This window comes from Nitratireductor sp. XY-223, assembly GCF_004959855.1.
In the GTDB taxonomy this organism is placed as follows: Bacteria; Pseudomonadota; Alphaproteobacteria; order Rhizobiales; family Rhizobiaceae; genus Hoeflea_A.
This window is the reverse complement of the sequence record NZ_SPNT01000003.1, coordinates 423770-437254: the sequence shown is the minus strand read 5'-3', so window position 1 is coordinate 437254 and position 13485 is coordinate 423770. Positions and strand designations below refer to the sequence as shown.

The 13485-nt window shown below is 62.8% G+C and carries 13 protein-coding genes; 12 read left to right on the top strand and 1 reads right to left on the bottom strand.

Going from position 1 to position 13485, the window contains the following annotated elements; translation table 11 throughout:
* Positions 1-113 precede the first annotated feature (113 nt).
* The 11 genes from E4M07_RS13630 (at position 114) to E4M07_RS13580 (ending at position 11300) form a co-directional block, all read left to right on the top strand.
* Entirely contained in the window at positions 114-1190 is a 1077-nt protein-coding gene (locus E4M07_RS13630) for an ABC transporter permease (RefSeq protein WP_136658891.1), read from the top strand.
* A complete protein-coding gene (locus E4M07_RS13625; protein ID WP_136658890.1) occupies positions 1187-1963 on the top strand; it encodes an ATP-binding cassette domain-containing protein in 777 nt (258 codons plus the stop codon). The genes E4M07_RS13630 and E4M07_RS13625 overlap by 4 nt, the downstream gene beginning before the upstream one ends.
* Complete coding sequence (locus E4M07_RS13620) at positions 1960-2610, top strand: nucleoside triphosphate hydrolase (RefSeq protein ID WP_136658889.1); 651 nt, start codon at positions 1960-1962, stop codon at positions 2608-2610. Before E4M07_RS13625 ends, E4M07_RS13620 begins: the two co-directional genes overlap by 4 nt.
* 301 nt (positions 2611-2911) lie before the next feature.
* Positions 2912-4153, top strand: a complete 1242-nt coding sequence (locus tag E4M07_RS13615; protein WP_136658888.1) for an ABC transporter substrate-binding protein — start codon at positions 2912-2914, stop codon at positions 4151-4153.
* A 71-nt stretch (positions 4154-4224) separates the two neighbouring features.
* The gene (locus tag E4M07_RS13610; RefSeq protein WP_136658887.1) at positions 4225-5118 is read left to right on the top strand and encodes a sugar ABC transporter permease; all 894 of its coding nucleotides are present in this window, start codon (positions 4225-4227) and stop codon (positions 5116-5118) included.
* Positions 5119-5122: 4 nt separating this feature from the next.
* Positions 5123-6010, top strand: coding sequence for a carbohydrate ABC transporter permease (locus E4M07_RS13605; RefSeq protein WP_136658886.1), 888 nt, complete (start codon positions 5123-5125; stop codon positions 6008-6010).
* A gap of 4 nt (positions 6011-6014) precedes the next feature.
* A complete protein-coding gene (locus tag E4M07_RS13600) occupies positions 6015-7103 on the top strand; it encodes an ABC transporter ATP-binding protein (protein WP_136658885.1) in 1089 nt (362 codons plus the stop codon).
* Positions 7104-7133: 30 nt separating this feature from the next.
* Entirely contained in the window at positions 7134-7898 is a 765-nt protein-coding gene (locus E4M07_RS13595) for a sugar phosphate isomerase/epimerase (RefSeq protein WP_136658884.1), read from the top strand.
* Positions 7891-9024, top strand: a complete 1134-nt coding sequence (locus E4M07_RS13590; protein WP_136658883.1) for a Gfo/Idh/MocA family oxidoreductase — start codon at positions 7891-7893, stop codon at positions 9022-9024. Before E4M07_RS13595 ends, E4M07_RS13590 begins: the two co-directional genes overlap by 8 nt.
* A 30-nt stretch (positions 9025-9054) precedes the next feature.
* A complete protein-coding gene (locus E4M07_RS13585; RefSeq protein ID WP_136658882.1) occupies positions 9055-10113 on the top strand; it encodes a sugar phosphate isomerase/epimerase family protein in 1059 nt (352 codons plus the stop codon).
* Complete coding sequence (locus tag E4M07_RS13580; protein WP_136658881.1) at positions 10113-11300, top strand: Gfo/Idh/MocA family oxidoreductase; 1188 nt, start codon at positions 10113-10115, stop codon at positions 11298-11300. The genes E4M07_RS13585 and E4M07_RS13580 overlap by 1 nt, the downstream gene beginning before the upstream one ends.
* Positions 11301-11312: 12 nt before the next feature.
* Here E4M07_RS13580 and E4M07_RS13575 read toward each other — a convergent pair whose 3' ends face one another.
* Positions 11313-11915 (bottom strand): PEBP family protein, encoded by a 603-nt coding sequence (locus tag E4M07_RS13575; protein WP_136658880.1) that lies wholly within the window; start codon positions 11913-11915, stop codon positions 11313-11315.
* Positions 11916-12441: 526 nt separating this feature from the next.
* Here E4M07_RS13575 and E4M07_RS13570 point away from each other — a divergent pair.
* Positions 12442-13392, top strand: coding sequence for an AEC family transporter (locus E4M07_RS13570; RefSeq protein ID WP_136658879.1), 951 nt, complete (start codon positions 12442-12444; stop codon positions 13390-13392).
* Positions 13393-13485: the final 93 nt, after the last annotated feature.

Sequence of the window (13485 nt, the reverse complement as noted above, 5' to 3'; positions counted from 1 at the left end):
TTACAAAGCCGCGCACGTCCACAACAATGCTTGAACCCGGCGGTGCCAAAATCTGCAATCCGTGAACGCGGATGCGGTCGAACTGCGCCGCCCCGACAAGCGGGGAAACCAACATGCCCGAGACCACCCAAAAGACGGGGCAGGACTTCGAGCAGGTTCTGGATCAGAGCGCGACCGATGTCGCTTCGTTCGATCACCGGGACCGTTCGCCGATGGAACGGGTGCAGCACATACTGCACTCCAACCCGGCCGCCGTGCCGCTGATCGTGCTCGTCCTGTCGCTGATAATATTCGGCGTCATTATCGGATCGAAATTCTTCTCGCCCTTTGCGATGACGCTGATCCTGCAGCAGGTGGCGATTGTCGGTTTCGTCGGCGCGGCGCAGACGCTTGTGATCCTGACCGCCGGCATCGACCTTTCGGTCGGCGCCATCATGGTGCTGTCCTCCGTCGTCATGGGTCAGTTCACCTTCCGCTACGGTTTGCCGCCGGAGCTTGCCATATTGTGCGGTTTCGCCGTCGGCGGCCTTTGCGGCTTCATCAACGGCGCGCTGGTGGCGCTGGTGCGGCTGCCGCCCTTCATCGTCACGCTCGGCATGTGGCAGATCATCCTGGCGTCGAACTTCCTTTATTCGGCCAACGAGACGATCCGCAGCCAGGATATTTCCAAGTCTGCGCCGCTGCTGCAGTTCTTCGGCAACAAGATCAACATCGGCGGCGCGGTCCTGACCTTCGGCGTCATCACCATGGTGCTGCTGGTGCTGGTGCTCAACTACATCCTCAACCACACCTCCTGGGGCCGCCATGTCTATGCCATCGGCGATGATCCGGACGCGGCGGAGCTTGCCGGCGTCAGGGTCAAGCGCACCCTGATCTCGGTCTATGTCTGCGCCGGCCTCATCTGCGCCCTCGCCGGCTGGGTGCTGATCGGACGCATCGGATCCGTGTCGCCCACGGCCGGGCAATTCGCCAATATCGAATCCATCACTGCGGTGGTGATCGGCGGCATATCGCTGTTCGGCGGCCGCGGATCGATCCTCGGCATGATGTTCGGCGCGCTGATCGTCGGCGTCTTTTCGCTCGGCCTGCGTATGATCGGCACAGATCCGCAATGGACCTACCTGCTGATCGGCGTGCTCATCATCTCGGCGGTCGCGATCGACCAGTGGATAAGGAAGATTTCAGTATGACCGAGCCAATCCTGACGGCGCGCAACCTGGTCAAACGCTACGGGCGGGTGGTCGCGCTGGACCATGCGGATTTCGATCTTTATCCCGGCGAGATCCTTGCCGTCATCGGCGACAACGGCGCCGGGAAATCGACCATGATCAAGGCGATTTCGGGCGCGGTGGTGCCCGATGAGGGCGAGATCGCGCTGGAAGGAAAGCCGATCCATTTCCACAATCCGCTGGAGGCGCAGCAGGCCGGCGTCGAGACCGTGTACCAGAACCTGGCCCTGTCCCCTGCCCTGTCGATCGCCGACAACATGTTCCTCGGCCGCGAGTGGCGCAAACCCGGCATCGCCGGCAGGCTGTTCCGCCAGCTCGACCGGCCTGCCATGGAAAAATTCGCGCGCGACAAGCTGAGCGAACTCGGCCTTCTGACCATCCAGAACATCGGCCAGGCTGTGGAGACGCTCTCCGGCGGTCAGCGCCAGGGCGTCGCCGTGGCAAGGGCCGCCGCCTTCGGGTCCAAGGTCATCATCATGGACGAGCCGACCGCGGCACTTGGCGTGAAGGAATCCCGGCGCGTGCTCGACCTCATCCTCGACGTCAAGTCGCGCGGCCTGCCGATCGTGCTCATCTCGCACAACATGCCGCATGTCTTCGAGGTCGCCGACCGGATCCACGTCCACCGGCTTGGCCGCAGGCTGTGCGTGATCGATCCGAAGGAACATTCGATGTCGGACGCGGTCGCCTATATGACGGGCGCGAAACTGCCGGAGCAGATGGAAGCCGCATGAGCCCACCCAATCCGCAGGATCTGCTGGAAACCGTCCTTGCGGCCGCAGACAGGCGGGAGCGTGTCCTTGTTGCCATTGCAGGCCCGCCGGGCGCCGGGAAATCCACCCTTTCCTCCAGCCTCTGCAGGCAGCTTGCAGCAGCCGGCCAAAGCGCGTCAGTGGTTCCCATGGACGGCTTTCATCTCGACAATGAGACGCTGGACAGGCTGGAACTGCGGCATCGCAAGGGCGCCCCGGAAACCTTCGACGCGACAGGGTTCCTGGAGCTTGTCGAAAAGCTGAAACGGAATGCGGACGATGTGCCCGTGCCTGAGTTCGACCGCACAAACGACCGTGTTCGCGGCAACGGGGATGTCGTCCAAAAAAGCTGCCGTTTCGTCCTCATCGAGGGCAATTACCTGCTGCTTGAAGAAGAACCTTGGTGCAGACTTGAACCGTTCTTTGACCTGACTGTATTCCTGACCGCGCCGATCGCGGACCTGCGCGAACGGCTGGTGGCGCGCTGGCTCGAACACGGATACGACCGCCGCACGGCGGAAGAAAAGGCCGGGGGAAACGACATCCCGAACGCGGAGCGCGTGCTCGCCCGTTCCCGACCGGCGGATGTCACCATCCAATCGGCGGACGCGGCCGTCCACAGCCGCTGAGGCCCCGAACGGTTCGGTCGGGCCGATCATCCAACGGTTCGAAGCCCTTGATTTATCTGAGCGGTTTTGGCTGACGGCGGCAACGCCGCAATCGCGTCCGTGAACCGGCGGCAGCGGCGTGTGCCCGAGAAACCAGCGGCGTCGGCATTAATCACTTGACAGGGACAAGCGTAATGCGCATCCTAGTGAATGTAATCGATTACAAAGCGCAATACCGCAAAATGTAATCGATTACTTGTGCATCAGTCTAATCAGACGAGCCGGGCGCACCGGGAGAACTGCGCCCCAATGGGAGGATCAAATGGATCGTATCAGGACCGCTCTAGCAGCAACGACAATCCTTGCCGGTTCGGTCGCAGCCTCTGCGACGGAACTGGAAGTGACGCATTGGTGGACTTCGGGCGGTGAAGCCGCCGCCGTGAAAGTCTTCGCCGACGCCTTCAACGAATCCGGCAACACCTGGGTCGACGGCGCCATCGCCGGCGGCGGAAATGCGCGGCCGATCATCATCAGCCGCATTTCCGGCGGCGACCCCATGGGCGCAACGCAGCTCAACACCGGACGCGACGCCGAGGATCTCGTCAAGGCGGGTCTGATGACGGACCTGACCGAACTTGCCGAAAAGGAAGGCTGGGCCGATATCATCCGCCCCGCAAAGCTGCTCGATGCGTGCCGCTATGACGGCAAGATCTACTGCGTGCCCGTCAACATCCACTCATTCCAGTGGATGTGGCTGAACCGCGGCGTATTCGAGGACAACGGCATGGCCGTGCCGACCAACTGGAGCGAATTTGCCGAAGCCGCGCCGAAGCTGCGCGAAGCCGGCGTAATCCCGCTCGCCGTGGGCGGCGAGCCGTGGCAGATCAACGGCATGGCCGGTGTCTTTACCGTGGCGCTCGGCGGCGTTGACCTCTATCGCAAGGTCAACGCGGACAAGAGTGCCGAGGCCGCCGCCAGCCCGGAGATGACCCAGGTATTCGAAGCGATCGCCGCGGCGCGCGACATGGTCGATGACGGCTATGTGGGCCGCGCCTGGAACGACGCCGCCAATATGGTGATCACCGGCAAGGCCGGCGCACAGATCATGGGCGACTGGGCCCAGGGTGAATTCGGTGTGGCGGGCCAGACCGCCGGGAAGGAATATGACTGCCTTCCCGGCCTCGGCGTGCATCCGGTCCTCGACACCGGCGGAGACGCCTTCTATTTCCCGAAACCGGCCGACGATAATCCGGACACCGTCAAGGCGCAGCTCGATCTCGCGTCGCTGCTGGTCTCGAAAGCGGTCCAGGTCGACTTCAACCTCAAAAAGGGCTCGCTGCCCATCCGCGGTGACATCGATCTTTCGGCGGCAAACGACTGCATGAAGAAGGGCCTCGCCATTCTCGAAAACCCCGACAATATCCTGCCGTCCGGCGAGCAGACCTGGTCGTCCGACACGCAGGGCCAGTTCGAGGACCTTTGGGTTGAGTTCTTCAACGATCCGGGCATGACGCCTCAGGAAGCTCAGGAACGCTACGTCGAGATCGTCGAAAACGCCGACTGATCGAAACGTTTGCGCCAAGCATTCCCTGGGTGCCGGCCAAAGGCTGGCGCCCGCCTCCCCGGAGCAAAGCCATGGCGAACCAGGACCGACCCAATCCCTATTTTCGCAATCTGAATGCCAAAGTCGCGGCGACGCCGATGATCCTGACGACAATGATCGTCTTCGTCGGATGCTCGCTGTGGACGGTGATCTATTCGTTCTCGGCGTCGCGGGCCCTGCCCGTCAACGAATTTGTCGGATTTGCCCAGTATGAGCGGCTGTTCAACACGTCGCGCTGGAACAAATCGGTCGAGAATATCGCGTTTTACGGGATCTTTTCGCTGGTCTTTTCCCTGGTCGTCGGCTTTGTTCTGGCCGCCTTCATGGACCAGAAGATCCGCTTCGAAAACACGTTCCGGACCATTTATCTCTACCCGTTCGCGTTGTCCTTCATCGTCACGGGCGTTGTCTGGCAGTGGATCCTCAATCCGACCCTCGGCCTGCAGGAAGCCGTGCGCAGCCTCGGCTGGGAGAGCTTCACGTTCGACCTGATCGCCGATCGGGACACCGTCATCTATGCGCTCCTGATCGCCGGCATCTGGCAGGGCACCGGATTCGTCATGGCATTGATGCTGGCCGGCCTTCGCGCGGTTGACGACGAGATCTGGAAGGCCGCCCGGGTCGACGGCATCCCGAAATGGAAAACCTACATCTTCGTGGTCATCCCGATGATGCGCGGCGTCTTCATCACCACACTGGTGATCATCGCCTCCGGCATCGTGCGCCTCTACGACCTGGTCGTCGCGATGACCGCCGGCGGACCCGGCATCGCCTCGGAGGTGCCGGCCAAATATGTCTACGATTTCATGTTCGCACGCGCCAATGTCGGCCAGGCCCTCGCCGCCTCGACCGTCATGCTCACGACCGTGCTGATCATCCTGATCCCCTGGATCTATCTCGAATACGGCAAGAAGAAGAAAGGGTAGCGCCATGACGACCATGGAAGCCATCGGCCCGCGCCCGAAACGCATCCTCGACCCGACACGGATCATGATCTACTCGGTCCTGATCGTCGCGGCGCTCTACTATCTCCTGCCCCTTTACGTGATGATCATGACGTCGCTGAAGGGCATGCCGGAGATCCGCCTCGGCAACATCTTCTCGCCGCCGGTCGAAGTCACCTTCGAACCCTGGATCAAGGCCTGGGACACCGCCTGCACCGGGCTCTACTGCGAAGGCCTCAAGGTCGGCTTCTGGAACTCCGTGCAGATCCTCATCCCGAGCGTCATCATCTCGATCGCCATCGCGTCGGTGAACGGCTACGCCCTTTCCTTCTGGCGGTTCCGCGGGGCCGAGGTCTTCTTCACCATCCTCATCTTCGGCTCGTTCATCCCCTACCAGGTGATGCTGTACCCGCTGGTCATCATCACAAGGGAGCTCGGCATCTTCGGCTCGCTCGCCGGTGTGATCTTCATTCACACGATCTTCGGCATGCCGATCCTGACACTGCTCTTCCGCAACTATTTCGCATCACTGCCGCAGGAGCTGTTCAAAGCCGCCCGGGTCGACGGGGCCGGATTCTGGGGCGTGTTCCTGAAGATCATGGTGCCGATGTCGCCGCCGATCTTCGTCGTGGCGATCATCCTGCAGGTCACCGGCATCTGGAACGACTTCCTGTTCGGCGTCATTTTCGCCGGCACCAAGAACTTCCCGATGACGGTGCAGCTCAACAACATCGTCAACACCACCCAGGGCGTCAAAGAGTATAACGTCAACATGGCCGCGACGATCCTCACGGGCGGCGTTCCGCTGCTCATCTACTTCCTGTCCGGCAAATATTTCGTTCGCGGGATCGCCGCGGGCGCGGTGAAAGGCTAGATCCATGAAAAGCATCGAAATCAAAGACCTTTCATTGAATTTCGGCGACCTGAAGGTCCTCGAGAACCTCAATCTGGACATCACGGACGGCGAGTTCCTCGTCCTGCTCGGTGCATCCGGCTGCGGCAAGTCCACACTGCTCAACTGCATCGCCGGGCTGCTCGACATTTCCGACGGACAGATCTTCATCAAGGGCAACAACGTGACCTGGAAGGAGCCGAAGGACCGCGGCATCGGCATGGTGTTCCAGTCCTATGCGCTCTATCCGCAGATGAGCGTCGAGGGCAATCTGTCCTTCGGGCTGAAGAACGCCGGCGTTCCCCGGGCGGAAATTGCCGAACGGGTGGCGCGCGCCGCCGCCGTCCTGCAGATCGAGCCGCTGCTCAAGCGCAAACCGTCGCAGCTCTCGGGCGGCCAGCGCCAGCGCGTCGCCATCGGCCGCGCCCTGGTGCGCGAGGTCGACGTGTTCCTGTTCGACGAGCCGCTGTCGAATCTCGACGCCAAGCTGCGCGCCGAGTTGCGGGTCGAGATCAAGCGCCTGCACCAGCGGCTGAGCAATACGATGATCTATGTGACCCACGACCAGATCGAGGCACTGACGCTCGCCGACCGCATCGCCATCATGCGCGACGGCAAGGTCCAGCAGCTCGATACGCCGCATGTCATCTACAACCACCCGGTCAACAAGTATGTGGCCGGTTTCATCGGCTCGCCCGGCATGAACTTCATGCAGGGCAAGCTCAACGGCGGCGACAAGCCACGCTTTGCCACTGGCCAACTCAATGTCGACCTGACGCGCTACAATTTCGAGAACGGGCACGCGCTGGACGGCTCCGATGCCTGGCTCGGGGTGCGGCCGGAGCACGTGTCGGTCGGCCAGGAGGCAACGCAAAAGGCATTTTCCCATGAGGTCGCGGTGGAAGTCGTCGAGCCGATGGGATCGGACACGCTGGTGTGGACGACCCTCGCCGATCAGGAATTCCGCTTCCGGATGGACGGGCAGAAAAGTGTCGAAGTCGGTGAGACGCTGAATATCGGGTTCGATCCGGTCAGCGCGTCCGTCTTCGACATACAGACGGAAAACAGACTTTAGTTCAAACACTTAAATTTGATTGGGATTCCTATGGAACTGTCGTTTCAACTTTACAGCGCGCGCAATTTCCTGCCTTGGGACAAGGTGCTCTCCACGCTCGGCGCGCTCGGCTACACCCAGCTCGAGGGATTCGGAGCGGTCTATGAGGCGCCCGGGATTTTCCGCGAACTGATGGACCAGAACGGGCTGACGATGCCGTCGGGCCATTTCGGGATCGATGCAATGGAGAACGAATTCGACCGGGTGATCGCCCAGTGCGAGGCACTCGGCATCCGTTCGATTTTCTGCCCCTATCTCGACGAAGGCCAGCGTCCGTCGGACAGTGCCGGTTGGGCAGCCTTCGCCCGCCGGCTTGCCAATATCAACGAGAAGGTGCGCGCCACGGGCCGCCGTTTCGGCTGGCACAACCACCACTTCGAATTCGAGGCGATGGCCGACGGCACGCTGCCGCAGACCGTCATCCTGGAAGAGGCACCGGAGATCGACTGGGAAGCCGATATTGCGTGGATCGTGCGCGGCGGAGCGGAACCGCTCGACTGGATCGAGCGCTACGGCCCGCGCATCACGGCAATCCACATCAAGGACATTGCGCCCGCGGGTCACGGCGAGGACGAGGACGGCTGGGCCGATGTCGGCCACGGCATCGTTGCCTGGAAGAACATCCTGAGGGCCCTGCGTGACCACGCGCGTGTCACGCACAATGTCGTTGAACACGACAATCCGAACGATTTCGAGCGCTTCGCTCGGCGTTCGATCGAAGCGTTGCGCAATTTGAACGAGGTACAGCATGCCTGAGCAGATCGGCGTTGGAATTATCGGCTGTGGCAACATTTCAGCCGCCTATATGCGGCTCGCGCCGCTGTTTCGCGGCTTTGAAATCAGGGCCTGCGCCGACATCAGCGAGGAGGCCGCAAAGGCAAGGGCCGCAGAATTCGGCCTGCGCGCCGAGACTGTCGACGGGCTGTTGGCCGCGGACGATATCGACATTGTCGTGAACCTGACGATCCCGGCGGCCCATTTCGAAGTGTCCAGCCGGATCCTGGACGCCGGCAAGCATGTCTACTCGGAAAAGCCTTTCGTACTGTCGGTCGAGGAAGGCTACCGGCTTGCCGAACAGGCCCGCTCCAAGGGTCTGCGGATCGGATCGGCCCCCGATACATTCCTGGGCGGGTCGCACCAGCTCGCACGCCACCTGATCGACGGCGGTGCGATCGGCAAGGTGACGGGCGGGACATGTCATGTCCTCAGCCACGGCATGGAGGACTGGCACCCGAATCCGGATTTCTTTTTCAAGCCGGGCGGCGGGCCGATCCTGGATGTCGGTCCCTACTACATCACCAACCTGGTTCAGCTCATCGGACCGGTAAAACGCGTCGCGGCCATTTCCGCCACCCCGTCGCCGGAGCGCACGATCACCTCGCAGCCACGCCGTGGCGAGAAAATCAAGGTCGAAACGCCGACGACCTTCCACGCGCTGCTCGAATTCGAGAACGGTGCGGCGGTCTCGCTCGGGGCGAGCTGGGACGTGTGGCGGCACAGCCATTCGCCGATGGAGCTCTACGGCGAGGACGGTTCGCTTTTCCTGCCGGACCCGAATTTCTTCAGCGGCGACGTCAAAATGACCATGAAGGCCGAGTTCTCCGACGCGTTTCCCGCGTGGGAGCACCCGATGAGCGTCGTCAACGAGGGCGACGGCGACAACGGCGTTGCCAACTACCGTGCAGCCGGCCTTGCCGACTTGGCGCAGGCGATAATCGAGGACCGGCCGCACCGCTGCTCGCTGGAGCTGTCGCTGCATGTGGTCGAGATCATGACCGCGATCCTGCAGTCGGGCGAGGACGGGCGCTTCAAGACCCTGGAAACCCGCTGCGAACGGCCGCAGGCGCTGTCGCCCGCACAAGCCGCGGCGCTGATGGCCTGATACCGCAGCGGCCTTGCACGGAGACGGAAAATGGCAGCCAATATCAAGGGACCGGCGATATTCCTGGCCCAGTTCGCCGCGGACGAAGCGCCGTTCAACTCGCTTTCGTCGATCACCGCCTGGGCGGCTTCCCTGGGCTATGAAGGCATCCAGATACCGAGTTTCGACGATCGGCTCTTCGATCTCGGTCTGGCTTCGGAATCGAAGGCCTATTGCGACGACATCAAGGGCCAGTGCGCCGATTTGGGTGTCGCGATCACCGAGCTGTCGACCCATCTCCAGGGACAACTGGTTGCCGTACACCCGGCCTATGACAGCCAGTTCGATGCGTTCGCACCGGAGCAGCTGCGCGGCAATCCTTCCGCCCGGCAGGAATGGGCTGTCGACCAGCTCAAGCGCGCCGCGATCGCCTCGCGTAACCTCGGGCTCGATGTGTCGGTGTCGTTTACCGGAGCCCTTGCCTTTCCCTACCTCTACCCCTGGCCGCAGCGCCCCGCCGGGCTGATCGAGGAGGCCTTTGCCGAGCTTGCCCGCCGCTGGCGTCCGATCCTCGACGTCTACGACGAGCATGGCGTCGATGTCGGCTACGAGATCCACCCGGGCGAGGACGTTTTCGACGGCGCCACGTTCGAGATGTTCCTGGACGCGCTCGATGGCCACCGGCGCTGCACGATCAACTACGATCCGTCGCATTTCCTGCTGCAGCAACTCAACTATCTGGATTTCATCGACATTTATCATGAGCGCATCTCGGCGTTTCACGTGAAGGACGCCGAGTTCAACCCGTCGGGACGCCAGGGCGTCTATTCCGGCTACCAGGGCTGGACGGAGCGCGCCGGGCGATTTCGCTCGCTCGGCGACGGGCAGGTCGACTTTACGGCGATCTTTTCCAAGCTGGCGCAGTATGACTACGACAGCTGGGCCGTGCTGGAATGGGAATGCTGTCTCAAGCACCCCGAACAGGGCGCGGCGGAAGGTGCGCCTTTCATCGCCGACCACATCATCCGCGTGACGGAAAAGGCCTTCGACGATTTCGCCGGCGGCGAAACGGACCATGACGAGATCAGGCAGATGATGGGACTGTCGTAATGGTCAGTGCATCACAAAACACGCCGTCCTCCGGTCCGATCCGTCTCGGCATGGTCGGCGGGGGCCGGGGCGCCTTCATCGGCGCGGTGCACCGGATCGCTGCGCGGCTCGACGGTGACTATACACTGGTCGCGGGTGCCCTCTCCTCGGATGCGAAACGCGCATTGGAATCCGGCATCGAACTCGGGCTCAGCCCGGACCGTTGCTACCGCTCGTTCAAGGACATGGCGAAGATCGAGGCGGCGCGCGAGGACGGCATCGAGGCGGTCTCGATCGTCACGCCCAATCACATGCACTATCCGGCCGCCAGGGCGTTCCTGGAAGCCGGCATCCACGTCATCTGCGACAAACCGCTGACGTCGACACTGGACGATGCCGAAAAGCTCGCGACGCTGGCCGAAAATTCCGGCTGCCTGTTTGTCCTCACCCACAACTACACCGGTTACCCGATGATCCGGCAGGCGCGCGACATGGTTGCGAGCGGGCGCCTCGGCTCCATCCGGCTGGTGCAGGTCGAATACGTGCAGGACTGGCTGACCGAGGCGGAGGAAGGCAGCGGCAACAAACAGGCGGAGTGGCGGACCGACCCCGAGCAGTCGGGCGCCGGCGGCTGTGTCGGCGACATCGGCACCCACGCGTGGAACCTCGCCACATTCGTCAGCGGCCTTCAGACCGAGAGCGTCGCGGCCGATCTCGACACCTTCGTCGCCGGACGGCGGCTCGACGACAATGTGCACGTGATGCTGCGCTTCAAGCCCGAGGGCGAGGAAAAGCCGGCAAAGGGCATGCTGTGGTCGAGCCAGGTCGCGCCCGGCAACGAGAACAGCCTGAAGCTGCGCGTCTACGGCAGCAAGGGCGGTCTCGAATGGCAGCAGGAGGATCCCAACAGGCTCTTGTTCACGCCGTTCGGTAAACCGAAGCAGATTCTGACCCGCGGCGGCGCGGCGACCGGAGCAGCGGCGGCGCGGGTGACCCGCGTGCCGCCCGGCCACCCGGAGGGGTACCTGGAGGGTTTCGCGAATATCTACGCCGAGGCGGCGCGGGCGATCCGCGCGCGCCGCGACGCAGGCGGCAAAGTGCCGGGGGACGTTTTCTACCCAACCGTTCGGGACGGCCTTGACGGCATGCGCTTCATCGATGCCTGCGTGCGTTCTTCGGCGAAGAACGCGGCGTGGACAAATCTGTGAACGCGACCGCGATCAGCGGACCGTCAGCCGGCAAAGCACGACATTGTCCCGCTGCAGGTCCGGTCCCCAGATGAACTTCGCCTCGTCAAGCCAGTCGATGCCGTTGTAGCCGTCCTTCGGACGGACGTCGCCGGCCGAGTGTTCCGTCGCCCGCGGCCAGGCGCTGTCGTCGAAATCGGGCGCCGTCCAGTTGTCCGGAAATTCCGTGACCCTTTGCGCGCATGCGCCGCTGTCCACGGTGGGATTGCGTTCCCGGGCACAGGCGGTGTCAACGGGCGCATGCTGCACCGTCAGGCACCGCCAGTTGCCGTCCGTCACCGCGATCGGCGCGCCGGTCTGCGCGTTCCTGAACTGCGCAATCGCGCCGCCGTCGCCCATTTGCTGGCGCCCGGTCCCGATGTATTCCAGCCCGGTCTCGTTCTCCATGAAATCGCGGAACTCGAACGCGAACGTGAACGGCGGGTCGGCACGGAACGTGAAACGCTCCGCATTGAAGGAGCGTTCGGTGCGGATGGAAACGCTGTCCTCGATCAGTTCGCGCCCGTTGACATACAGCCGAAACCAGTTGTCGACCCAAACGTCACCTGAAATGACGACGCTGCCGGCGGTGTCCAACTCCGACTCTCCAACGTCACGACCGCTCTGTCGCGGCGGATCGCCGGGACGCGGAGGCCGGTTCGGATCATCGGGATCGCCCGGTCGCGGCGGTCGATTGGGATCGTTCGGGTCACCCGGTCGCGGAGGCCGGTTGGGATCATCCGGATCGCCGGGCCGTGGAGGCCGGTTGGGATCGTTGGGATCGCCTGGGCGCGGCGGGGGATTTTGCGCGGCCGCCGTGTCCGGCGCGAAAACGTCTGTTCCGGGGGATGCTATGACGGCCAGGAGCGTCAGCGCCGCAAGCAAGCGCCAGACGGGGGCAGGAGGTCGTTCGCGCATTTTCGCGTTCCGTTTGCAAGAATCGTCGTTTCGCCCCGAATGGTTTGATAGCCGATCCCCGATAAAAAGAATATGACGCCAGCGAAGTATTCGCGGCCGTGCCTATTTGCTTCGGCTCCAGAATCCGCCATCCTGCCCCTTCCCTGTGCCGACTGCTGCGGCGCGCGGACGATGTGGGCACGAAGGGGACGGGTTTTCAGACGCCATGTCACAGTTTCAAAGCCTTGTTGAGGCCCTTGTCATTCTTGTGGCCCTGTGCGCGTCCGCCATCTGGTTGCGCAGCCGCAGCACGATCCTGCAGGAGGAACAGGGCGTGTTCGGCCGGCTGGTCACCGACTTTGCCCTGCCCGCGGTTATCCTGCTCAGTCTGAGTAAGGTGCCCTTTTCCCTGCAGGCGATGCTCCCGGCAGCGGCCCTGTTCGTTGTGAGCGGGGCCATCATGGTACCGGCCTGGTTTGTCGGCAAAACCCTCGGACTGAAACGCAAGGTCCTCGGGTCCATCGTGCTCGTTTCCGGCTTCGGCGGCTCCTCGACCCTCGGGTTGTCCCTGATACGCCGTGTTTTCCACGACGGTCCGGTGGTGATGCGCGACAGTGTCATCCTGGGCGAATATGGCGGACTTTTGTCTGTCTTTACGCTTGGTGTGGCGGTGGCCATATATTTCGGCCGCGACGAGGATGAACAATCCAGCCTTTGGGATGCCTGCAAGCCGTTTTTCGTGTCGCCGATATTCATCGCCATGATCCTCGGCACCGCGATCTCCATGATCGGCCTGCCGCAGAACAACCTGGCGGTTCAGATCGTCGAAGACACCTTGCGGGTCGCCGGACGATCCCTGATTGTCCTGGTCGCATTCAGCATCGGCCTTTCGCTGCGCCCGATTGCGGTCAGGGAACTGGCGGCGCTGATCATCGTCGCCGTGCTGCTTAAACTGGTTGCCGAACCGCTGTTCGCATGGACACTGGCCCTGCCCTTCGAGCTGCCGCACCTCGAGCGGGAGCTGCTTGTTCTTCAAGCCGCCATGCCGTCGGGGGCCATTTCGGCCGTGCTGGCGAAGCGTTACGGCTGCGATGGCGCGGTCGCTTCCGCCCTCGTCGTTGCGACCGCGGTGGTCAGCCTCGTGTCCCTGCCGCTGACCCTCTATCTCGGAGGTTGAACGCAACCTTGGCGCGCGTTCGTGACCGCCGCCTTAAAGGTCTCTTAAGCCGGCTCGGACATATTCGACCGCGGTAGCAAGCGTTTTGTCTCG

Coding starts and splice junctions, on each gene's coding strand:
- E4M07_RS13630 (WP_136658891.1), top strand. CDS start 114: ATGCCCGAGACCACCCAAAAGACGGGGCAGGACTTCGAGCAGGTTCTG.
- E4M07_RS13625 (WP_136658890.1), top strand. CDS start 1,187: ATGACCGAGCCAATCCTGACGGCGCGCAACCTGGTCAAACGCTACGGG.
- E4M07_RS13620 (WP_136658889.1), top strand. CDS start 1,960: ATGAGCCCACCCAATCCGCAGGATCTGCTGGAAACCGTCCTTGCGGCC.
- E4M07_RS13615 (WP_136658888.1), top strand. CDS start 2,912: ATGGATCGTATCAGGACCGCTCTAGCAGCAACGACAATCCTTGCCGGT.
- E4M07_RS13610 (WP_136658887.1), top strand. CDS start 4,225: ATGGCGAACCAGGACCGACCCAATCCCTATTTTCGCAATCTGAATGCC.
- E4M07_RS13605 (WP_136658886.1), top strand. CDS start 5,123: ATGACGACCATGGAAGCCATCGGCCCGCGCCCGAAACGCATCCTCGAC.
- E4M07_RS13600 (WP_136658885.1), top strand. CDS start 6,015: ATGAAAAGCATCGAAATCAAAGACCTTTCATTGAATTTCGGCGACCTG.
- E4M07_RS13595 (WP_136658884.1), top strand. CDS start 7,134: ATGGAACTGTCGTTTCAACTTTACAGCGCGCGCAATTTCCTGCCTTGG.
- E4M07_RS13590 (WP_136658883.1), top strand. CDS start 7,891: ATGCCTGAGCAGATCGGCGTTGGAATTATCGGCTGTGGCAACATTTCA.
- E4M07_RS13585 (WP_136658882.1), top strand. CDS start 9,055: ATGGCAGCCAATATCAAGGGACCGGCGATATTCCTGGCCCAGTTCGCC.
- E4M07_RS13580 (WP_136658881.1), top strand. CDS start 10,113: ATGGTCAGTGCATCACAAAACACGCCGTCCTCCGGTCCGATCCGTCTC.
- E4M07_RS13570 (WP_136658879.1), top strand. CDS start 12,442: ATGTCACAGTTTCAAAGCCTTGTTGAGGCCCTTGTCATTCTTGTGGCC.